Annotated in this window: 13 protein-coding genes, 3 tRNA genes, 3 rRNA genes and 1 other annotated feature; of the genes, 1 reads left to right on the top strand and 18 read right to left on the bottom strand. The window is 44.6% G+C overall.

Annotation, left to right across the window (positions count from 1 at the left end; all coding sequences use genetic code 11):
* Nucleotides 1-42 precede the first annotated feature (42 nt).
* The 6 genes from NSQ12_RS00095 to guaB form a co-directional block, all read right to left on the bottom strand.
* Nucleotides 43-135, bottom strand: a tRNA-Ser gene (locus NSQ12_RS00095).
* A gap of 134 nt (nucleotides 136-269) precedes the next feature.
* The gene (gene serS, locus NSQ12_RS00090) at nucleotides 270-1,547 is read right to left on the bottom strand and encodes a serine--tRNA ligase (RefSeq protein WP_003247131.1); all 1,278 of its coding nucleotides are present in this window, start codon (nucleotides 1,545-1,547) and stop codon (nucleotides 270-272) included.
* A 56-nt stretch (nucleotides 1,548-1,603) separates the two neighbouring features.
* Nucleotides 1,604-1,816 (bottom strand) — a binding site (T-box leader).
* Nucleotides 1,817-1,868: 52 nt separating this feature from the next.
* Nucleotides 1,869-2,459: a pyridoxal 5'-phosphate synthase glutaminase subunit PdxT gene (gene pdxT, locus NSQ12_RS00085; protein WP_029726364.1), complete on the bottom strand. Its 591-nt coding sequence runs from the start codon at nucleotides 2,457-2,459 to the stop codon at nucleotides 1,869-1,871.
* 21 nt (nucleotides 2,460-2,480) lie between these two features.
* Nucleotides 2,481-3,365 carry a pyridoxal 5'-phosphate synthase lyase subunit PdxS gene (pdxS, locus tag NSQ12_RS00080; protein WP_003247145.1) on the bottom strand — a complete coding sequence of 295 codons (885 nt, stop codon included), beginning with the start codon at nucleotides 3,363-3,365 and terminating at the stop codon, nucleotides 2,481-2,483.
* 196 nt (nucleotides 3,366-3,561) lie between these two features.
* Nucleotides 3,562-4,893: a D-alanyl-D-alanine carboxypeptidase gene (gene dacA, locus NSQ12_RS00075; RefSeq protein WP_015482683.1), complete on the bottom strand. Its 1,332-nt coding sequence runs from the start codon at nucleotides 4,891-4,893 to the stop codon at nucleotides 3,562-3,564.
* 152 nt (nucleotides 4,894-5,045) lie between these two features.
* Nucleotides 5,046-6,512 (bottom strand): IMP dehydrogenase, encoded by a 1,467-nt coding sequence (guaB, locus tag NSQ12_RS00070; protein ID WP_003226803.1) that lies wholly within the window; start codon nucleotides 6,510-6,512, stop codon nucleotides 5,046-5,048.
* A 120-nt stretch (nucleotides 6,513-6,632) separates the two neighbouring features.
* Here guaB and NSQ12_RS00065 point away from each other — a divergent pair, with 120 nt between their 5' ends.
* On the top strand, nucleotides 6,633-7,580 hold the full coding sequence (locus NSQ12_RS00065) for a YaaC family protein (protein WP_029317163.1): 948 nt from the start codon (nucleotides 6,633-6,635) through the stop codon (nucleotides 7,578-7,580).
* Nucleotides 7,581-7,619: 39 nt separating this feature from the next.
* On the opposite strand, the gene rrf is transcribed toward NSQ12_RS00065, so the two are convergent.
* From rrf to dnaA, 12 genes are all read right to left on the bottom strand, one after another.
* A 5S ribosomal RNA gene (rrf, locus tag NSQ12_RS00060) occupies nucleotides 7,620-7,735 on the bottom strand.
* Nucleotides 7,736-7,790: 55 nt separating this feature from the next.
* Nucleotides 7,791-10,718, bottom strand: a 23S ribosomal RNA gene (locus NSQ12_RS00055).
* Between the two features lie 80 nt (nucleotides 10,719-10,798).
* Nucleotides 10,799-10,874, bottom strand: a tRNA-Ala gene (locus NSQ12_RS00050).
* Between the two features lie 11 nt (nucleotides 10,875-10,885).
* A tRNA-Ile gene (locus NSQ12_RS00045) sits at nucleotides 10,886-10,962 on the bottom strand.
* A gap of 102 nt (nucleotides 10,963-11,064) precedes the next feature.
* Nucleotides 11,065-12,614, bottom strand: a 16S ribosomal RNA gene (locus NSQ12_RS00040).
* Together the 16S, 23S and 5S rRNA genes with 2 tRNA genes alongside form the textbook arrangement of a ribosomal RNA operon.
* Nucleotides 12,615-12,902: 288 nt before the next feature.
* Nucleotides 12,903-15,368, bottom strand: coding sequence for a DNA topoisomerase (ATP-hydrolyzing) subunit A (gene gyrA / locus NSQ12_RS00035; protein WP_003244540.1), 2,466 nt, complete (start codon nucleotides 15,366-15,368; stop codon nucleotides 12,903-12,905).
* Between the two features lie 210 nt (nucleotides 15,369-15,578).
* Nucleotides 15,579-17,495: a DNA topoisomerase (ATP-hydrolyzing) subunit B gene (gene gyrB, locus NSQ12_RS00030; protein WP_032722831.1), complete on the bottom strand. Its 1,917-nt coding sequence runs from the start codon at nucleotides 17,493-17,495 to the stop codon at nucleotides 15,579-15,581.
* 54 nt (nucleotides 17,496-17,549) lie between these two features.
* Complete coding sequence (remB, locus tag NSQ12_RS00025; RefSeq protein WP_003219266.1) at nucleotides 17,550-17,795, bottom strand: extracellular matrix regulator RemB; 246 nt, start codon at nucleotides 17,793-17,795, stop codon at nucleotides 17,550-17,552.
* A 17-nt stretch (nucleotides 17,796-17,812) separates the two neighbouring features.
* A complete protein-coding gene (gene recF, locus NSQ12_RS00020; protein WP_003243515.1) occupies nucleotides 17,813-18,925 on the bottom strand; it encodes a DNA replication/repair protein RecF in 1,113 nt (370 codons plus the stop codon).
* A 15-nt stretch (nucleotides 18,926-18,940) separates the two neighbouring features.
* Nucleotides 18,941-19,156: a ribosome maturation protein RlbA gene (gene rlbA / locus NSQ12_RS00015; protein ID WP_003226810.1), complete on the bottom strand. Its 216-nt coding sequence runs from the start codon at nucleotides 19,154-19,156 to the stop codon at nucleotides 18,941-18,943.
* A gap of 130 nt (nucleotides 19,157-19,286) precedes the next feature.
* Entirely contained in the window at nucleotides 19,287-20,423 is a 1,137-nt protein-coding gene (gene dnaN, locus NSQ12_RS00010) for a DNA polymerase III subunit beta (protein WP_003242509.1), read from the bottom strand.
* 189 nt (nucleotides 20,424-20,612) lie between these two features.
* Nucleotides 20,613-21,953: a chromosomal replication initiator protein DnaA gene (dnaA, locus tag NSQ12_RS00005; protein WP_003242674.1), complete on the bottom strand. Its 1,341-nt coding sequence runs from the start codon at nucleotides 21,951-21,953 to the stop codon at nucleotides 20,613-20,615.

Raw genomic sequence — 21,953 nt, 5'->3', positions numbered from 1 at the left:
TCTCCAATATATGCTTGTGTTTCATTAGAATTAAAATCAATATGGCGGAGGAAGAGGGATTCGAACCCCCGCGGGCTTTGACACCCCTGTCGGTTTTCAAGACCGATCCCTTCAGCCGGACTTGGGTATTCCTCCGTATCGACAAGACTTACTATATCACGTATGTTCTCGTGTGGTCAAGCTTTTTTAAAAACTTTTTTTGTTTTTATGAAAATGCCGTGTTTACATAAGCAAAAAGGCGCACCTTGTCAGGCACGCCTTTCCATAATTTACGGTTTCATTACTTCTCTATTCCCCATATAAGGACGAAGCACTTTCGGAATCACAACGCTTCCGTCTTCCTGCTGATAATTTTCTAAGATAGCAGCAACTGTTCTTCCAACCGCCAGTCCTGAACCGTTCAGTGTGTGTACATGCTCAGGCTTGCCTTTCGCTTCACGTCTGAAACGAATATTCGCACGTCTCGCCTGGAACGCTTCGAAGTTGCTACAAGAAGAGATTTCTCGATATGTGTCTTGGCTTGGAATCCAAACTTCGATATCGTATTTTTTCGCAGCCGTAAAGCCTAAGTCACCCGTACACATGCTCATGACACGGTATGGAAGTTCAAGCAGCTGAAGAACCCGTTCTGCTTGGTTTGTAAGCTTCTCTAATTCTTCATAAGAATCTTCAGGCTTCACAAACTTTACAAGCTCAACTTTATTAAATTGGTGCTGACGAATTAATCCGCGTGTGTCACGTCCTGCTGAACCAGCTTCAGAACGGAAGCAAGCACTGAATGCCGCATAGTTGATCGGCAGGCTGTCACCTGAAAGGATTTCATCGCGATGCATGTTTGTAATCGGCACTTCCGCCGTTGGAATTAAGAAATAATCTTCTTCTCTGATTTTAAATGCATCCTCTTCAAATTTAGGAAGCTGCCCCGTTCCCGTCATACTTGCGCGGTTTACCATATATGGCGGGATCACTTCAGTGTAGTTATACTCATCCACATGCAGATCAAGCATAAAGTTATAAAGCGCACGCTCCAAACGAGCACCTAAGCCTTTATAGAACACGAAACGGCTTCCTGTTACTTTGGCAGCACGTTCAAAATCCAGAATACCCAGCTCATCCGCAATATCCCAGTGCGGCTTCGGCTCATAAGCAAATGAAGGCTTTTCACCCCATTTACGCACTTCTACGTTGTCGTCTTCTGTTTCACCGACAGGTACAGACTCATGCGGAATATTCGGGATTGAGAGAAGGATTGTATCAAGCTCAGCTTCCACTGTTCGCAATTCTTCATCAAGCTTTTTAATTTCCTCGCCGACTTCACGCATTTCTTTAATAATGTGATCCGCGTCTTTTTTCTCACGCTTCAGCACAGCAACCTGCTGAGAAACTTCATTTCGTTTTCCTTTTAACTCTTCAACCTTGCCGATAAGCTCTCTTCGTCTATCATCCAGCGCCTCAAACTTATCAAAATCAGTTAAGTCTTCGCCTTTGTGTACAAGCTTTGCTTTAATTTCTTGAAAATTTGCTCTCAGCATTTTCGTATCAAGCATGCGAAACACTCCTTTTTTTATTGATTTGTCGAAAATAAAAAGAGCCCTCATCCCCATAAAGGGACGAGAGCTCTCGCGTTGCCACCCTGATTGAAAACAAATCAAAGACTCGTTTTCCACTTTCAAACATAACGGTTATCCCGTAAATGCCTACTTGTTTCAGCATTTCGCTCAAGGATGGATTCAGACAGCATCTTTCACCGATTCGCACCAACCATCGGCTCTCTTAGAAAGAGAGGCTCCCTACTAGTTCCTATCAACGCTTTTCGATCTTTATTTGTGCTTATAATGTACTATAAGTTTCCACAGCTTTCAACTGTTTTATACAAGTGCCTTTTGCTTGTATTCCTCAACCATTTCAACAAACAGCTTTGTCACTCGGTGATCTTCTGTCAGCTCCGGATGGAATGAGCAGCCAAGGAATTGCCCCTGTTTCGCGGCTACAATACGACCATTATGCTCCGATAAAACTTCAACATTTTCACCAGCTTCTAAAATATGCGGAGCACGAATGAATACCCCTGTAAAAGGCTCGTCCAATCCTTTAATTGTTAAATCAGCTTCAAAGCTGTCAACCTGCCGGCCAAATGAATTACGTTCCACAACCACATTCAGAAGACCTAAATGAGGATTATCTGAACCGGCAATTTCTTTTGCTAATATAATTAATCCGGCACATGTTCCAAACATCGGTTTGCCCTGAGCAGCGAATTCACGAAGCGGCTCCATGAATTGATACGTATCGATCAAACGGCGCATCGTCGTGCTCTCACCGCCCGGCAAAATCAACCCGTCAACTTCGTTCAGCTGCTCCGGACGTTTTACGACAAGACCAGCCGCGCCGCATGCTTCAATCGCATGGATGTGCTCTCTAACTGCTCCTTGAAGTCCTAGTACACCTATTGTTAACATGTCAGCAGCGCTCCTATGTTCTTACCAGCCGCGTTCTTGCATACGCTGTTCTGGAAGTAAGTTTGAGATTTCAATCCCTTTCATTGCAGTACCAAGCTCTTTTGACAACTCAGCGATCAATTTGTAATCAGTAAAGTGAGTTGTTGCTTCCACAATTGCTTTCGCAAATTTAGCAGGGTTGTCTGATTTGAAAATACCAGAACCAACAAATACTCCGTCAGCACCGAGCTGCATCATGAGAGCAGCATCAGCTGGAGTTGCTACGCCGCCAGCGGCAAAGTTAACGACAGGAAGCTTGCCGTCTTTTTTAATTTGAAGAAGAAGCTCGTAAGGAGCACCTAGGTTTTTCGCTTCTGTCATTAGTTCATCCTCACTCATCGCAACTACTTTGCGCACTTGAGCGTTAACTTTGCGCATATGGCGAACAGCCTCAACAATATTACCTGTTCCAGGCTCACCTTTTGTGCGAAGCATAGAAGCACCTTCCGCAATACGGCGTGTTGCTTCACCAAGATCACGGCAGCCACAGACAAAAGGAACTGTGTATTCATTTTTATTTAAATGAAATTCTTCGTCAGCCGGCGTCAGAACTTCACTTTCATCAATATAGTCAACACCCATAGCTTCAAGCACACGCGCTTCAACAATATGTCCGATACGCGCTTTTGCCATTACCGGGATAGATACTGCATTCATTACTTCTTCCACGATTGTAGGGTCAGCCATACGGGCAACTCCTCCAGCCGCGCGAATATCTGCTGGCACACGTTCTAGCGCCATTACAGCGACAGCTCCAGCTTCTTCAGCGATTTTCGCTTGTTCCGCATTGATGACGTCCATGATGACGCCGCCTTTTTGCATTTCTGCCATTCCGCGTTTTACACGTTCAGTACCTGTTTGAGCCATTTCTTGGTCCCCCTAATCAAGGTATAGTTATATGATTTCTAATCCTTATTGTATCCTAGAAATCCAATAATTCATATGGATATATACTATTTTATTCGGTTTTTAGCGCTTTGAAAATCATTTTTTATTAAAAATTGGGTTTTTTCAGTATATTACGCGAAAGAGCCCTAACATCCATCAGAGCTCTTTCAATTGATTAAAACCAGCCGGTTACCGTATCAACAATGCTTCCCCAAATTCCGGCAAAAAATCCGCCGATACTGCGCATTGTCAAAACAAACCAGTTTGCTTTTTCTACATTTTCTTTTGTAACAAGGTCTACGCCAGCCAGATCGCTGTTAAGGAATCCGTAATCCTTTTCATCACCTGTGTATTCCGCAGTCAGCTTCCCAACCTTGGTTCCTTTTTTCACAGGAGCAGTTAAGTTGTCTTTATTCAGTGTGACCTTCGCTTTGTAATTCTTTTCTTCACCATTTTTGACAGGAAGAGAGAACGCCTTGTTTGTCACAATGCCTACTTCTTTCTCTTTACCCTTATCAACTGAAATTGTTTTATGGCCCTTTACTTGATCGCCTTCAGCATAAATTTCTTTCATGGAGAAATTGTCGAAAGCATAATCAAACATTTTCTTCGTTTCATCGAAACGGCCTGTATGAAGGTTGCCCTTTGCGTTTAAAACAACAGTGATGACACGCATACCGTTGCGTTCAGCTGTTCCTGTAAAGCATGAACCCGCAGAGTCAGTAGAACCTGTTTTCAGTCCGTCTACAGTCGCTTTTTTATACTCGCTGACAAGCCCCTTCAGCATAAAATTCCAGTTCGGCATGTCCATTTCATCATCGGTGCCTTCTCTGAATTTCGTTTTGGCGATACTGGAAGTCTCCAGTATCTCAGGGTAGTCAGTAATCAAGTGATCCGCAAGAATTGCCATATCCTTTGCAGAAACTTCACTTTCTTCATTTACGCTTGTCCCCTCAGGCTGATGCCCGTGAAGATCTTTGTTTTCAAGACCTGTTGCGTTAACAAATTTGTAATCTGTTAAGCCTAGTTCTTTTGCTTTTGCATTCATTTTTTCAACAAACTTAGTTTCAGAACCGGCAACGATTTCTGCAATCGCAATAGCAGCAGCATTTGCAGAATAAATTGCTGTAGCTTGATATAATTCTTTTACTGTGTATTTCCCGTCTTTCCGAAGAGGAACGTTTGATAAGCTGTTATCTTGGGAAATTTCATACACATAGTCATCAGGCGTATAGGTTTGGTCCCATTTCACTTTACCTTGATCAATTGCTTCTAATAACAGATACTCTGTCATCATTTTTGTCATACTCGCAATTGGCAGTCTCTTATCTGCATTTTTACTGTAAAGAATTTTACCTGAAGAAGCTTCGATCATAATAGCAGCAGATGCATTGATATCAATTGGATCGCTGGCTGCTTTTGCTTTTGACATTGGAGCCAGACACGTGACAGCTAGAGTTAACACAACCAATGACATCAGTAGCTGTTTACATTTCTTGATGTTCAATCGTACGACCTCCGTATTTCATTTTCTTCATCTATAATTAAGCCGTTAAGGACATTTTCAATGCACAACAGTATAAATTTTATCATAATCAGTATAAAAAAAATAGACAGAGTCAGAGACCCTGTCAAATGTTTTTAATTTGTAACAATTTATTATGAAATTGTATAGTTAGGTGATTCTTTTGTAATCTGTACGTCATGCGGATGGCTTTCGCGAAGTCCTGCGCCAGTCATGCGAATGAACTGAGCTTCTTCTCTTAGCGCACGCAGATCTTTGGACCCGCAATACCCCATACCAGAACGAAGGCCTCCGACTAGCTGATAAACGGTTTCTTCAACTGGCCCTTTGTAAGGTGTGCGTCCTTCAATTCCTTCAGGAACAAATTTTTTGTTTTCTTCTTGGAAGTAACGGTCTTTACTTCCTTTTTCCATTGCAGCAACTGATCCCATGCCGCGGTATACCTTAAATCTTCTGCCTTGGTAGATTTCAGTTTCACCAGGGCTTTCTGATGTGCCTGCAAGCAAGCTTCCGAGCATAACAGCATGTCCGCCGGCTGCCAATGCTTTAGTGATATCGCCAGAGAATTTAATCCCACCGTCGGCGATGATTGTTTTGCCGTGTTTTCTTGCTTCAGTCGCACAATCATAAATTGCTGTAATTTGCGGAACACCCACGCCGGCTACAACACGTGTAGTACAAATTGAACCAGGCCCTATTCCAACTTTGACAACGTCTGCTCCAGCTTCGATAAGCGCTCTTGTCGCTTCAGCTGTTGCCACGTTTCCAGCAATAATGTTTAATTCGGGATACGTTTCACGGATTTTTGTGACTGTGTTTAAAACGCCTTGAGAGTGTCCGTGAGCTGTATCGATAACAATCACATCAACATTGGCTTCAACAAGCTTTTTGACGCGAGTCATTGTATCGCCAGTTACACCAACTGCCGCGCCAACGATCAGGCGGCCGTGAATGTCTTTAGATGAGTTCGGGAACTCAATGACTTTTTCAATGTCTTTAATTGTGATAAGACCTTTTAATTTATTCTGGTCATCTACGAGAGGAAGCTTTTCAATTTTATGTTTCTGCAAAATCTTTTCAGCTTCATCCAGAGTAGTTCCTACAGATGCAGTAACTAGCTCTTCTTTCGTCATGACGTCGCTAATTTTCATTGAGTAGTCAGAAATAAAACGAAGGTCACGGTTTGTAATAATTCCAACAAGCTTCTGGTCTTCTTCGTTATTTACAATCGGAACACCGGAAATTCTGTATTTCCCCATCAAATGCTCCGCATCAAATACTTGGTGATCAGGAGTTAAAAAGAAGGGATTTGTGATAACGCCGCGCTCAGAACGCTTTACTTTATCAACTTGTTCAGCCTGCTGTTCAATGGACATATTTTTGTGAATGATGCCCAAGCCGCCCTGTCTTGCCATTGCAATTGCCATTGCTGATTCTGTTACAGTGTCCATACCTGCGCTGATGACAGGAATATTTAGCTTTAACGTTTTTGTAAGTTCTACAGATAAATCCACATCACGCGGAAGTACCTCAGACTTTGCTGGTACAAGCAGCACATCGTCGAACGTTAAGCCTTCTTTTGAAAATTTACTTTCCCACATTAGTAAATCCCCCTCTTTTCGGCAAAATATTATATGTAGATTATCAACTAGCCAAGAGCATGTCAAGGAAGCGGGAAAGAGTTGAAATATTTAGATAACGGAAAGGATTAAGAAATGTACATGACATATCATGAGTGGAAAGACTTAGCGCTATTTTACTCCGTTGAATCAACCCAGAAATTTCTAGAAAAGGTTTATATCTTAAACGGTATTGACGATGCGAAAAAAAACTCTTTTAAAAACAGTGAACGGTTTATTTATTTCTTAAAGCATGCCGAATCGTTTTATAAACAAGCCGCATATTCTCCCTTAGAAATCAAACCGATTCTTTTATTTTATGGAATGGCACAGCTTATCAAAGCATGCTTAATTACACGTGATCCTCATTATCCAAGCCATACATCAGTACTGGCACATGGCGTAACAACAAGAAAACGAAAGAAACAAAATTATTGTTTTAGCGATGATGAAGTGAAAATACAACGAAATGGCCTATGCGTGCATTTTATGAAACATTTATTCGGACAATCGGATATAGTAGATGAACGGTATACCATGAAAAAATTATTAATGGCCATTCCAGAACTTAGCGATATTTTCTACTTTCAGCAGAAAGAACGATTTATGACAAAAGTTGAGAAGGATAAGAACGAAATTTTTGTACCGGAGGAAGTAGTAATCAATTACAAAATGTCTGATTCAAGGTTTGCTGAATACATGTCCCATCATTATCAATGGTCTTTTACAAAAAAAAATGAACACGGGCTGCTGTTCGAAATTTCACCACAAGACAAGGAGCCATGGACATCGACCAGCTTATTGTTTGACATGGAAAAGAACCAATATTATATCCCTTCTCAAAGGGAGCAATTTCTGAGGCTTCCCGAAATGACAATTCATTATTTGATTTTGTACAACGTTGGGATGATTGCAAGGTATGAAACAGAATGGTGGTATGAGTTATTAACACAGCATATAAGTGATGACTACGTGTTAATTCAGCAGTTTTTATTAGTATCAGAAAAGAAATTCCCTAAATACGCTTCACAGTTTCTTCTTCATTTTTAACAAACAAAAAACCCAGCTCAATGAGCTGGGTTTAAGCTTGCTTGGCGGCGTCCTACTCTCACAGGGGGAAACCCCCGACTACCATCGGCGCTGAAGAGCTTAACTTCCGTGTTCGGTATGGGAACGGGTGTGACCTCTTCGCTATCGCCACCAAACAAATTGAGAGTGTTCTCTCAAAACTAGATAACAGGTGTGACATCATTCAAAAATATGGTTAAGTCCTCGATCGATTAGTATCTGTCAGCTCCATGTGTCGCCACACTTCCACCTCAGACCTATCAACCTGATCATCTTTCAGGGATCTTACTTCCTTGCGGAATGGGAAATCTCATCTTGAGGGGGGCTTCATGCTTAGATGCTTTCAGCACTTATCCCGTCCGCACATAGCTACCCAGCGATGCCCTTGGCAGAACAACTGGTACACCAGCGGTGCGTCCATCCCGGTCCTCTCGTACTAAGGACAGCTCCTCTCAAATTTCCTGCGCCCGCGACGGATAGGGACCGAACTGTCTCACGACGTTCTGAACCCAGCTCGCGTACCGCTTTAATGGGCGAACAGCCCAACCCTTGGGACCGACTACAGCCCCAGGATGCGATGAGCCGACATCGAGGTGCCAAACCTCCCCGTCGATGTGGACTCTTGGGGGAGATAAGCCTGTTATCCCCGGGGTAGCTTTTATCCGTTGAGCGATGGCCCTTCCATGCGGAACCACCGGATCACTAAGCCCGACTTTCGTCCCTGCTCGACTTGTAGGTCTCGCAGTCAAGCTCCCTTGTGCCTTTACACTCTGCGAATGATTTCCAACCATTCTGAGGGAACCTTTGGGCGCCTCCGTTACCTTTTAGGAGGCGACCGCCCCAGTCAAACTGCCCACCTGACACTGTCTCCCCGCCCGATAAGGGCGGCGGGTTAGAAGGTCAATACAGCCAGGGTAGTATCCCACCGATGCCTCCACCGAAGCTGGCGCTCCGGTTTCCAAGGCTCCTACCTATCCTGTACAAGCTGTACCAACATTCAATATCAGGCTGCAGTAAAGCTCCACGGGGTCTTTCCGTCCTGTCGCGGGTAACCTGCATCTTCACAGGTACTATAATTTCACCGAGTCTCTCGTTGAGACAGTGCCCAGATCGTTGCGCCTTTCGTGCGGGTCGGAACTTACCCGACAAGGAATTTCGCTACCTTAGGACCGTTATAGTTACGGCCGCCGTTTACTGGGGCTTCAATTCGCACCTTCGCTTACGCTAAGCGCTCCTCTTAACCTTCCAGCACCGGGCAGGCGTCAGCCCCTATACTTCGCCTTACGGCTTCGCAGAGACCTGTGTTTTTGCTAAACAGTCGCCTGGGCCTATTCACTGCGGCTCTCTCGGGCTTGCACCCTAACAGAGCACCCCTTCTCCCGAAGTTACGGGGTCATTTTGCCGAGTTCCTTAACGAGAGTTCTCTCGATCACCTTAGGATTCTCTCCTCGCCTACCTGTGTCGGTTTGCGGTACGGGCACCTCTCACCTCGCTAGAGGCTTTTCTTGGCAGTGTGGAATCAGGAACTTCGCTACTATATTTCGCTCGCCATCACAGCTCAGCCTTATGGGAAACGGATTTGCCTATTTCCCAGCCTAACTGCTTGGACGCGGATATCCAATACCGCGCTTACCCTATCCTCCTGCGTCCCCCCATTGCTCAAATGGTGAGGAGGTGGTACAGGAATATCAACCTGTTGTCCATCGCCTACGCCTTTCGGCCTCGGCTTAGGTCCCGACTAACCCTGAGCGGACGAGCCTTCCTCAGGAAACCTTAGGCATTCGGTGGAGGGGATTCTCACCCCTCTTTCGCTACTCATACCGGCATTCTCACTTCTAAGCGCTCCACCAGTCCTTCCGGTCTGGCTTCACAGCCCTTAGAACGCTCTCCTACCACTGTTCGAAGAACAGTCCGCAGCTTCGGTGATACGTTTAGCCCCGGTACATTTTCGGCGCAGAGTCACTCGACCAGTGAGCTATTACGCACTCTTTAAATGGTGGCTGCTTCTAAGCCAACATCCTGGTTGTCTAAGCAACTCCACATCCTTTTCCACTTAACGTATACTTTGGGACCTTAGCTGGCGGTCTGGGCTGTTTCCCTTTCGACTACGGATCTTATCACTCGCAGTCTGACTCCCAAGGATAAGTCATTGGCATTCGGAGTTTGACTGAATTCGGTAACCCGGTAGGGGCCCCTAGTCCAATCAGTGCTCTACCTCCAAGACTCTTACCTTGAGGCTAGCCCTAAAGCTATTTCGGAGAGAACCAGCTATCTCCAGGTTCGATTGGCATTTCACCCCTACCCACACCTCATCCCCGCACTTTTCAACGTGCGTGGGTTCGGGCCTCCATTCAGTGTTACCTGAACTTCACCCTGGACATGGGTAGATCACCTGGTTTCGGGTCTACGACCACGTACTCATGCGCCCTATTCAGACTCGCTTTCGCTGCGGCTCCGCATCTTCTGCTTAACCTTGCACGGGATCGTAACTCGCCGGTTCATTCTACAAAAGGCACGCCATCACCCGTTAACGGGCTCTGACTACTTGTAGGCACACGGTTTCAGGATCTCTTTCACTCCCCTTCCGGGGTGCTTTTCACCTTTCCCTCACGGTACTGGTTCACTATCGGTCACTAGGGAGTATTTAGCCTTGGGAGATGGTCCTCCCGGATTCCGACGGAATTTCACGTGTTCCGCCGTACTCAGGATCCACTCAGGAGAGAACGAAGTTTTGACTACAGGGCTGTTACCTCCTATGGCGGGCCTTTCCAGACCTCTTCATCTACCTCGTTCCTTTGTAACTCCGTACAGAGTGTCCTACAACCCCAAGAGGCAAGCCTCTTGGTTTGGGCTAATCCCGTTTCGCTCGCCGCTACTCAGGGAATCGCATTTGCTTTCTCTTCCTCCGGGTACTTAGATGTTTCAGTTCCCCGGGTCTGCCTTCTCATATCCTATGAATTCAGATATGGATACCACTCCATTACGAGTGGTGGGTTTCCCCATTCGGAAATCTCCGGATCAAAGCTTGCTTACAGCTCCCCGAAGCATATCGGTGTTCGTCCCGTCCTTCATCGGCTCCTAGTGCCAAGGCATCCACCGTGCGCCCTTTCTAACTTAACCGTTAAAAAGAATCACCATGTGATATCTTGTATTACTATTGAATGTGATGTCTACTGTTATCTAGTTTTCAAAGAACACGTTGGTGGAGCCTAGCGGGATCGAACCGCTGACCTCCTGCGTGCAAAGCAGGCGCTCTCCCAGCTGAGCTAAGGCCCCGTTATATAAGATGGTGGGCCTGAGTGGACTCGAACCACCGACCTCACGCTTATCAGGCGTGCGCTCTAACCAGCTGAGCTACAGGCCCATCTTAACTTATTCAAGGAACAAAGTTCCTTCAAAACTAAACAAGACAGGGAACGTTCTGTTTATAAGACCCAAGGTCTTATATTCCGTATAATATCCTTAGAAAGGAGGTGATCCAGCCGCACCTTCCGATACGGCTACCTTGTTACGACTTCACCCCAATCATCTGTCCCACCTTCGGCGGCTGGCTCCTAAAAGGTTACCTCACCGACTTCGGGTGTTACAAACTCTCGTGGTGTGACGGGCGGTGTGTACAAGGCCCGGGAACGTATTCACCGCGGCATGCTGATCCGCGATTACTAGCGATTCCAGCTTCACGCAGTCGAGTTGCAGACTGCGATCCGAACTGAGAACAGATTTGTGGGATTGGCTTAACCTCGCGGTTTCGCTGCCCTTTGTTCTGTCCATTGTAGCACGTGTGTAGCCCAGGTCATAAGGGGCATGATGATTTGACGTCATCCCCACCTTCCTCCGGTTTGTCACCGGCAGTCACCTTAGAGTGCCCAACTGAATGCTGGCAACTAAGATCAAGGGTTGCGCTCGTTGCGGGACTTAACCCAACATCTCACGACACGAGCTGACGACAACCATGCACCACCTGTCACTCTGCCCCCGAAGGGGACGTCCTATCTCTAGGATTGTCAGAGGATGTCAAGACCTGGTAAGGTTCTTCGCGTTGCTTCGAATTAAACCACATGCTCCACCGCTTGTGCGGGCCCCCGTCAATTCCTTTGAGTTTCAGTCTTGCGACCGTACTCCCCAGGCGGAGTGCTTAATGCGTTAGCTGCAGCACTAAGGGGCGGAAACCCCCTAACACTTAGCACTCATCGTTTACGGCGTGGACTACCAGGGTATCTAATCCTGTTCGCTCCCCACGCTTTCGCTCCTCAGCGTCAGTTACAGACCAGAGAGTCGCCTTCGCCACTGGTGTTCCTCCACATCTCTACGCATTTCACCGCTACACGTGGAATTCCACTCTCCTCTTCTGCACTCAAGTTCCCCAGTTTCCAATGACCCTCCCCGGTTGAGCCGGGGGCTTTCACATCAGACTTAAGAAACCGCCTGCGAGCCCTTTACGCCCAATAATTCCGGACAACGCTTGCCACCTACGTATTACCGCGGCTGCTGGCACGTAGTTAGCCGTGGCTTTCTGGTTAGGTACCGTCAAGGTACCGCCCTATTCGAACGGTACTTGTTCTTCCCTAACAACAGAGCTTTACGATCCGAAAACCTTCATCACTCACGCGGCGTTGCTCCGTCAGACTTTCGTCCATTGCGGAAGATTCCCTACTGCTGCCTCCCGTAGGAGTCTGGGCCGTGTCTCAGTCCCAGTGTGGCCGATCACCCTCTCAGGTCGGCTACGCATCGTTGCCTTGGTGAGCCGTTACCTCACCAACTAGCTAATGCGCCGCGGGTCCATCTGTAAGTGGTAGCCGAAGCCACCTTTTATGTTTGAACCATGCGGTTCAAACAACCATCCGGTATTAGCCCCGGTTTCCCGGAGTTATCCCAGTCTTACAGGCAGGTTACCCACGTGTTACTCACCCGTCCGCCGCTAACATCAGGGAGCAAGCTCCCATCTGTCCGCTCGACTTGCATGTATTAGGCACGCCGCCAGCGTTCGTCCTGAGCCAGGATCAAACTCTCCGATAAAGTAGTTTGACTGACTACGCACATCGCTGTGCGATTTATAAAAATGAATTAACAGGTACGTTTTGTCTTGTTTAGTTTTCAAAGAACTTTGTGTGCTTCTCTCGAAGCGACTACTTAATAATAACATTTTTAGTTAACTAGGTCAATACTTTTTTAAAAAAGTTTTTACTAGTCATAATGGTCATGCTTGTGTCTTTAAAAAGACAACAGAAATGATTATACCATAATTTTTATGACTGTAAAGGGTTATGACACAAAAAAGCGCAGCTATTTCAGCTGCGCTTTTTCTCACACTTCTTCTTGTTCTTCTTCATTCTCATCTTCTTCGTTTTTCTCTACTAAAGCTACTGTAGCAACATGCTCTTCTTCTGCCATTCTGATGAGACGCACACCTTGAGTGACACGTCCGGTGATGGAGATATCATTGATGTCCATTCTGATGAGTACGCCGCTAGCTGTAATAATCATTAGATCCTCTTCACCTTTAGTAGCTTTCACTGCTACTAGTTGGCCGTTGTTCTCGGTGATTTTCGCTGTTTTGAGTCCTTTTCCGCCCCGGCTTTGGGTTCTGTACTCTTCAGCCGGAGTTCGTTTTCCGTACCCTTTTTCAGTTACGATAAGGACGTGTGATTCTTCCTCTAAAATCTCCATGCCGACAACAACGTCGTCATCCGTCAGAGTGATGCCTTTTACGCCCGCCGCAGTTCTTCCCATCTCCCGGACATCTGTTTCAGGGAAACGGATCAGTAAACCGTTTTTCGTTCCAATGATGATTTGTTTTGTGCCGTCAGTCAGACGTACACCCATCAGTTCATCATCTTCACGAAGACTCAGAGCGATTAGACCATTGTTGCGGATATTAGCGAATTGAGATAGCGATGTTCGTTTTGAAACCCCATGCTTTGTAGTGAAGAAAAGGTAAAGCTCCGCATTGAATTCCGTGACTGGAATAATCGCGTTGATCCACTCACCCTTTTCTACCTCCAGCAGGTTAATAATCGGGATTCCTTTTGCCGTTCTGCCGTATTCAGGGATTTCATACCCTTTTGCACGATACACTTTCCCCTTGTTCGAGAAGAAGAGAATCGTGTCATGAGTTGACGTAGAGATCAAATGCTCAACGAAATCATCTTCGTTTGTTCCCATACCTTGTACACCTTTTCCGCCTCGTTTTTGACTGCGGTAAGTTGATGCAGGAAGACGTTTGACGTATCCGTTGTGCGTCAGAGTAACTACGATATTTTCTCTCTCAATGAGATCTTCATCTTCAATTGTCTCTAGTCCAGAAGTGACGATCTCAGTACGTCTTTCATCGTTAAAACGCTCTTTGATTTCCGTGAGTTCTTCACGAATGATCTCAAGCACTTTATATTCATTTGCCAAGATGTCTTTTAGCTCTGCAATTAATTTAACAAGAGATTGGTATTCTTCTTCGATCTTTTCACGTTCCAGTCCCGTTAAACGCTGGAGCCTCATGTCAAGGATCGCTTGTGCTTGCTTCTCTGTCAGTGAGAATTGTTCAATTAAACCTGTTCTCGCAATTTCAGCCGTTTGAGAATTACGGATAAGGGAGATAACTGCATCGAGATGATCCAGTGCAACTCTCAATCCTTCCAGGATATGAGCTCTCGCTTCCGCTTTACGCAATTCATAAGCAGTACGGCGTCTAATGACAACTTTTTGATGGTCGAGGTAATGCTCCAGGCATTGCTTAAGAGTTAAAACTTTCGGCTGGCCATCAACAAGTGCAAGCAGGTTGATGCCAAAAGATGTTTGTAGAGCAGTTTGTTTGTACAGATTGTTTAAGATGACATTTGCATTGGCGTCGCGTCTGATTTCAATGACAATTCTCATACCTGTACGATCTGACTCATCACGCAGATCTGTGATACCCTCTATCTTTTTGTCCCTTACGAGATCTGCAATTTTCTCAATTAATTTCGCCTTATTTACTTGGTAAGGTAACTCTGTAACGATAATTCTTTCTTTACCCGAAGATGTTTGTTCGATCTCAGCTTTTGCCCGGATCGTGATAGAGCCTCGGCCTGATTCGTATGCTTTCCGGATACCGCTGCGTCCCAAGATTTGACCCGCGGTCGGGAAATCAGGCCCTGGAATGACTTCCATAAGCTCTGGAATTGTAATGTCCGGATTCTCACTGACAGCAAGTACACCGTCAATGATTTCTCCCAGCTGGTGCGGAGGAATGTTTGTTGCCATACCTACCGCAATGCCGGCAGCACCGTTCACGAGCAGATTCGGGAACCTTGAAGGCATAACGACAGGTTCTCTTTCTGACCCGTCATAGTTATCCTGGTAATCGATTGTGTCTTTTGTGATGTCACGAAGAATCTCCATTGAGATTTTAGACATTCTTGCTTCTGTATAACGCATGGCCGCCGCTGAGTCTCCGTCAACAGAACCGAAGTTTCCGTGACCGTCAACGAGCATATAACGGTAGTTGAAATCCTGAGCCATTCTGACCATGGATTCATATACCGCTGAATCACCGTGCGGGTGGTATTTCCCGATAACTTCTCCAACGATACGCGCGGATTTTTTATAAGGCTTGTCACTTGTCATGCCTAAATCATTCATTGCATACAAAATCCGTCTATGAACCGGTTTTAAACCGTCTCGAACATCTGGAAGAGCACGGGACACGATAACGCTCATAGCATAATCCAAGAAGGACGTACGCATTTCCTGACTGATATTTATTTCACGAACTTGTGGTGTGTTTTGTTCACTCATTAAAAAACCTCCCTGAAGTATCACATGAAATATGTGGGAGTAGATTGTCCATTATGACCTTCAATACGATTTCACTATTCTCCATTATATCAATAAACTTATGATTATACACATTAAATTGCTAGAATATATAGGTATTGCAAGCATTGCTGCATCTGATCTTGTTCAGAAAAAAGCCTTATTTCTTATTGGAAATAAGGCTTTTTATGATTAGATGTCAAGATTTTTAACGTATCTCGCATTCGCTTCTATGAAGTTTCGGCGCGGTTCTACCTTGTCGCCCATAAGCATTTCAAAAGTCTCGTCCGCATCCATTGCATCTTCAAGAGTTACCTGAAGAAGTGTTCTGGAGCTAGGATCCATGGTTGTCTCCCATAGCTGGGTGGCATTCATTTCACCAAGACCTTTGTAACGCTGCAGTCCAGGCTTAGGCGTTTGAGGAAGAGTTTTTAACAGCTCTTCAAGCTCCTTGTCATTGTACGCATATTCAACGCGTTTCCCCTGTTGAACCTTGTAGAGCGGCGGCTGCGCAATGTACACGTAGCCATTTTCGATAATTTGGCGCATATATCTGTAAAAGAACGTTAACAGCAGTGTTCTGATGTGCGCGCCGTCAACATCGGCATCTGTCATAATGACAACTTTGTGGTAACGGGCTTTCTCAAGGTTGAAGTCTTCCCCAATGCCTGTGCCGAGCGCTGTGATCATAGAGCGAACTTCGTTGTTAGAAAGAATTTTATCCAGTCTGGCCTTTTCAACGTTTAGGATTTTACCTCTAAGCGGCAAAATGGCTTGGAAATGTCTGTCGCGTCCTTGTTTAGCAGATCCTCCGGCAGAGTCACCCTCTACGATATATAACTCGGAGATGCTCGGATCTTTTGAAGAGCAGTCCGCTAACTTACCGGGCAGGTTTGAAATTTCCAAAGCACTCTTACGACGTGTTAGTTCACGGGCTTTTTTCGCAGCCATTCTTGCTCTTGCCGCCATTAAGCCTTTATCGACAATTTTTTTGGCTGCATCTGGATTTTCCAGCATAAATGTTTCCATCGCCGTAGAAAATAACGTATCGGTGATCGTCCGTGCTTCTGAGTTGCCCAGCTTTGTTTTCGTTTGGCCCTCAAACTGCGGATCAGGGTGTTTGATTGAAATAATCGCTGTCAGCCCTTCCCTTACGTCATCTCCGCTTAGGTTTGGATCATTTTCTTTAATAAGCCCTTTTTTTCTGGCGTAATCGTTGATAACACGAGTCAGGCCCGTTTTGAAGCCAGCTTCATGGGTACCGCCTTCGTACGTGTTAATGTTGTTTGTAAACGAGTAAATGTTGCTTGTGTAGCTGTCATTGTATTGCAAAGCCACTTCAACCGTAATGCCGTCCTTTTCGCCTTCAATGTAAATCGGCTCTTCATGGACAACCTCTTTAGAGCGGTTTAAATACTCTACATAACTTTTAATTCCGCCTTCGTAATGGTATTCATTTTTGCGCTCTTGTCCTTCACGTTTATCTTCAATCGTGATGTTTACACCCTTTGTTAAAAAGGCTAATTCACGCACGCGGTTAGCAAGCAGATCGTAATCATACTCGGTTGTTTCTGAGAAAATTTCAGGGTCCGGGACAAAATGTGTCGTCGTTCCTGTATGATCCGTTTCGCCAATGATTTCAAGGTCTGTAACCGGAACTCCGCGTTTATAGGTTTGGCGGTGAATTTTACCGTCACGGTGAACCGTCACATCAAGCTCTGTTGATAGTGCGTTTACGACAGACGCACCTACACCGTGTAATCCTCCGGATACTTTATAGCCGCTTCCGTCAAATTTTCCTCCGGCATGAAGTACCGTCATAATGACTTCTACCGCAGGACGGCCCATTTTTTCATGAATACCGACTGGAATACCGCGGCCATTATCTATAACCGTGATACTGTTGTCTTTTTCGATTTGGATATTGATATCCGTACAATAACCGGCGAGGGCTTCGTCAATACTATTGTCGACAATTTCCCATACCAGGTGGTGAAGGCCTTTGCTGTTTGTCGAACCGATATACATCCCCGGTCTTTTACGAACAGCTTCCAATCCTTCTAGTACCTGTATCTGATTTTCATCATAACTGTTTTGCTGCTGTTCCATAGCCACGTCATTCACCTACACTTTTCTAAACGATATATTCGTGATAAAAAATTTCTAAGAATCTATTTCAAACATAAATTGCGCACGTTTTTTTAATGTGCTGGAAGATAAGGGAGAGTAATATATATTCTGAACCGTGACTACGATAGATTTGGGCGTGCCGTTTACGGAAGGCACCACCTTGTGTTTCTGTTTTTTCAGAAATTCTTCAACAATAGGCGACATGTTGGCTTTAAAGTCAAAAATGCCGACAATATCTCGTGTTGAAACCACAAAGTCATCACCTAAATGAATATACAATTGCTCACCTCATTTCTTCACTTCACTAACGCACCATTTTGCACACGGAACATTCCTGCTTGACGTAAGGTTTCGTGATCAATGCCATCAACGCTTGTCGTTGTGACAAACGTTTGTACACGGCCTTGGATCGTATGAAGCAAGTGTGACTGGCGATAATCATCCAGTTCACTCAGTACATCATCCAATAGTAAAATGGGATATTCTCCGATTTCTTCATGGATCAGGTCAATCTCCGCCAGCTTAAGGGACAACGCCGTCGTTCGCTGCTGTCCTTGAGAACCATACGTCTGCACATCGCGTCCGTTCACATAGAAAAGAACATCGTCACGATGAGGCCCTGACAGCGTCACACCACGCTCAATTTCTTTTTCTCTTAATTTAGAAAACGCTTCTTGATAGCTATCTCCTATTTTCGACAAATCTAGGGGATCTGATACATCAAGAGCTGTATGGTATTTCAGGGTCAGTTCTTCAAGCCCTCTTGAGATGCCTGCATGGATGGGCTGCGCCCATTTCTCGAGCTGTGCTGTAAACTGCAGGCGTTTTACGACGACTTTTGCTGCAACTTCTACAAGCTGATCGGTCAGAACATCGAGCATCGTCCGGTCAGTTTGTTTTCTTGTTTGCAGCTGTTTCAAAAAATGATTCCGCTGGGAAAGGATTTTCTGGTAAAGAGAAAGATCGTGAAGGTAGACGGGAGAAACCTGTCCGATTTCCATGTCAAGAAACCGCCTTCTCACTTGAGGGCTTCCCTTTACAAGATTTAAATCTTCCGGCGCGAACATAATGGTGTTGAGGGCCCCGACATACTGGCTGAGCTTTTGCTGTTCAATATGATTGACCTTGCCCTTTTTACCCTTTTTGGAGATAACGAGCTGCATCGGGATCGCCCCGTTTTGCTTCATCACTCTTCCCTCTATTTTAGCATAGTCTTTGTCCCACCGTATAAGTTCTTTGTCATTTGATGTCCGGTGCGATTTCGCCATGGACAAGACATAGATCGCCTCCATGAGGTTTGTCTTCCCCTGGGCGTTTTCTCCGATGATCACATTTACTTTATTTTCAAATTGAAGTTCAGCATGGTCGTAGTTGCGGTAAGATGTCAGTTCTAAGTTCTGGATATACAATCAGTGTCACCCGCTTTAATTGACGACTTGAAATGAACCAAATCCTTCAATCTCTACCACATCTCCAACATACAGCTTTCTGCCCCGGCGGTTGTCCGGCTCATCGTTCACAAGCACTTCATGCTCGCTTAAAAACCACTTCGCCATACCGCCAGACTGAATCACATCGGCTAATTTTAAGAATTGTCCGAGTGTAATCATCTCTGTATCAATTGAAATCGGATTTGCCATTATATCGACCTCTTTCAAATATCACTAATATCTAATTGTACTAAAAAAAAACGAATTAGGGAAAGGGAAAACTTGTCGGAGCAGATACCGAATAGAAAAGCTGCCGACAGGTCGGCAGCAGTGTATCGGATTAATAGGTTCTGACAGGAAGGATAAGCTGTACAATCGTTTCATCATTCGGCGTGCGAATTAAGAAAGGTCTCATTGCGCCTGTAAAGCTTACGCGTATTTCTGCTCCTTCAAGCACCTTTAGTGCATCCAGCATATATTTTGGACTAAAAGAGATATTTAATTCCTCACCTTCAATTTGATCCGCAACAATTGCTTCCACAACTTTACCGATTTCCGGCGAGTTGGAGGAAATTTCAATGGATTCAGCCGGTTTTGCGGACAGTTTTACAACGTTGTTGCGTCCCTCTCTAGCTAAAAGAGATGCACGATCAATGGCCTGAAGGAATTCTTTTGTGTTCACAATGATTTCTGTTTTGCTGTCTTGCGGAATCAGGCTGGTTGTGTCTGGATAATTCCCGTCCAGAAGCCGTGAGAAGAATAAGACGTTTTTCGCTTTAAACAGAACTTGGGTTTCTGTGATGACGATATCTACAAGTTCCTGGTTGTCATCTAAAATCTTGCTGAGTTCAGTTAAACTTTTTCCCGGAATCACGACGTTATAAGATCTGTCTTCTGGAATATCAAGTTTCGCCTTTCTTAATGCAAGACGGTGGCTATCCGTTGCAGTGCATAATAATTCACTTTGCTCCACTTTCCAGTTTACACCTGTCAAGATAGGGCGTGTTTCTGAGGTGGACACTGCAAATACTGTTTGTCTGATTAGATTTTTTAACAAATCAGTTGGGATCTGAATCGCATGATGCTCTTCAATCTGCGGCAAGTGCGGATACTCATCAGCATCCAGTCCGTTTAGATTAAATTCAGCTTTACCAGAACGGATAATCGTCAAATACTGATTTTGGACTTCGATTTCTACAGTTGCCATCGGCAATTTTTTTACAATTTCACTAAAAAAGCGAGCCTGTAAAACGATGCTTCCGGGCTGTTCAATAGTGACGATTTCTTTATCTCCTTCTTCTTTTGGAATGAAGGATTCAATAGAAATATCTGAGTCACTCCCTGTAAAGGATACTCCATCATCTGATGCAACAATTTTAATACCAGTCAGAATGGGAATCGTGGTTCTGGATGAAACTGCTTTTAATACATCTTGGACACTTTCAACAAGACGATCTTTTTGAATCGTGAATTTCATTTTTATCCTCCTAACGGATAATGTATTAATATATATATTTATAAAAAATAGTAGAAGTAATAGTAGGGCCTGTGGATTTGTGGATAAGTTGTGAAAAAGACAGGAAACACAGTCTATCCACATGTGGACAGACTGTGTATGACTTCCGAAAAGTTATTCACACTTTCCCCCGATTGATCCCTGGTCCTGCTATTTAAGCTGTTCTTTAATTTCTTTTACATGCTGCTGAAGCTGTTCATCATCTGCCAGCAGTTTCGAAATTTTTTCATGCGCATGAATAACGGTCGTATGATCACGTCCTCCAAACTCTTCACCGATTTTAGGAAGAGAGGAATCAGTCATTTCCCTTGATAAGTACATGGCGATTTGACGCGGAAAAGCTACTGACTTTGTCCGTTTTTTTGCTTTGAAATCCTCGAGTTTAATATTAAATTGCTGGCCTACTACCCTCTGAATTTCCTTTATCGTAATGACTTTCGGTTTTGAGGAAGGAATAATATCTTTCAACGCCTCAGCGGCCAGATCAGCATTAATATCTTTATTAATTAAAGATGAATAAGCGACAACTCTGATTAATGCTCCTTCGAGTTCCCGAATATTGCTGTCGATTTGATTCGCGATGTAAAGCATAACCTCGTTCGGAATATCGAGGCCTTCTGCTTTGGCTTTTTTTCTTAAAATTGCAATTCTCGTTTCTAGATCAGGCGGTGTGATATCTGTAATAAGTCCCCATTCAAAACGTGAGCGCAATCTGTCCTCAAGTGTCGGAATTTCCTTTGGCGGCCGGTCACTTGAAATGACGATTTGTTTGCTTTCTTCGTGCAATGTGTTAAATGTATGGAAAAATTCTTCCTGGGTTTGTTCTTTCCCCGCTAAAAATTGAATATCATCTATCAAAAGCACATCAACATTTCGATAGCGATTGCGGAAGTCGACGGCTTTATTATCTCGGATAGAGTTGATGAATTCGTTTGTAAATTTCTCAGAAGACAGATAAACCACTTTGGCAGAAGGATTATGATCTATTACATAATGGCCGATCGCATGCATTAAGTGCGTTTTCCCTAAGCCGACGCCCCCATAGATAAATAAAGGGTTGTAAGCTTTCGCGGGTGCTTCCGCTACTGCGAGGGAAGCTGCGTGTGCAAATCGGTTTCCAGATCCGATGACAAAAGTATCAAAAGTATATTTTGGATTGAGCATATTTTGAGGAAAATCAGATGTATCTTCTTTGACCGCTTTTTTGACTTGCGGTTTCGGCATAAAGTCCTCAACATCTTGATTTTGAGGAATGACAAACTTAATGCTCAATTCTTCCCCGGTTAATTCATATATAGTATCTGCAATCAGATGCAAGTATCTGGACTCCAGCCAGTCTCTGGCAAATTCATTGGGAGCCGTGATTGTTAATGTATCGCCTTGCAGTGAGTGGGCTTTGGTTGACTTCATCCAAGTCTCAAAACTCGGTTTGCTCAACTTTTTTTCGATTTGAGCAAGGGCTTGGTTCCACAGGTCTAATATATTTTCCAT

It is taken from the genome of Bacillus sp. PS95, assembly GCF_037963565.1.
In the GTDB taxonomy this organism is placed as follows: Bacteria; Bacillota; Bacilli; order Bacillales; family Bacillaceae; genus Bacillus; species Bacillus subtilis.
The sequence above is the reverse complement of the archived record's forward strand: the minus strand, read 5'-3'. Positions and strand labels throughout refer to the sequence as shown.

Bases quoted from the DNA above. Each gene is read 5' to 3' on its own strand.
- serS (WP_003247131.1), bottom strand. From the start codon at position 1,547: ATGCTTGATACGAAAATGCTGAGAGCAAATTTTCAAGAAATTAAAGCA.
- NSQ12_RS00065 (WP_029317163.1), top strand. From the start codon at position 6,633: ATGACATATCATGAGTGGAAAGACTTAGCGCTATTTTACTCCGTTGAA.
- gyrB (WP_032722831.1), bottom strand. From the start codon at position 17,495: ATGGAACAGCAGCAAAACAGTTATGATGAAAATCAGATACAGGTACTA.
- pdxS (WP_003247145.1), bottom strand. From the start codon at position 3,365: ATGGCTCAAACAGGTACTGAACGTGTAAAACGCGGAATGGCAGAAATG.
- guaB (WP_003226803.1), bottom strand. From the start codon at position 6,512: ATGTGGGAAAGTAAATTTTCAAAAGAAGGCTTAACGTTCGACGATGTG.
- pdxT (WP_029726364.1), bottom strand. From the start codon at position 2,459: ATGTTAACAATAGGTGTACTAGGACTTCAAGGAGCAGTTAGAGAGCAC.
- dnaA (WP_003242674.1), bottom strand. From the start codon at position 21,953: ATGGAAAATATATTAGACCTGTGGAACCAAGCCCTTGCTCAAATCGAA.
- dnaN (WP_003242509.1), bottom strand. From the start codon at position 20,423: ATGAAATTCACGATTCAAAAAGATCGTCTTGTTGAAAGTGTCCAAGAT.
- gyrA (WP_003244540.1), bottom strand. From the start codon at position 15,368: ATGAGTGAACAAAACACACCACAAGTTCGTGAAATAAATATCAGTCAG.
- rlbA (WP_003226810.1), bottom strand. From the start codon at position 19,156: ATGGCAAATCCGATTTCAATTGATACAGAGATGATTACACTCGGACAA.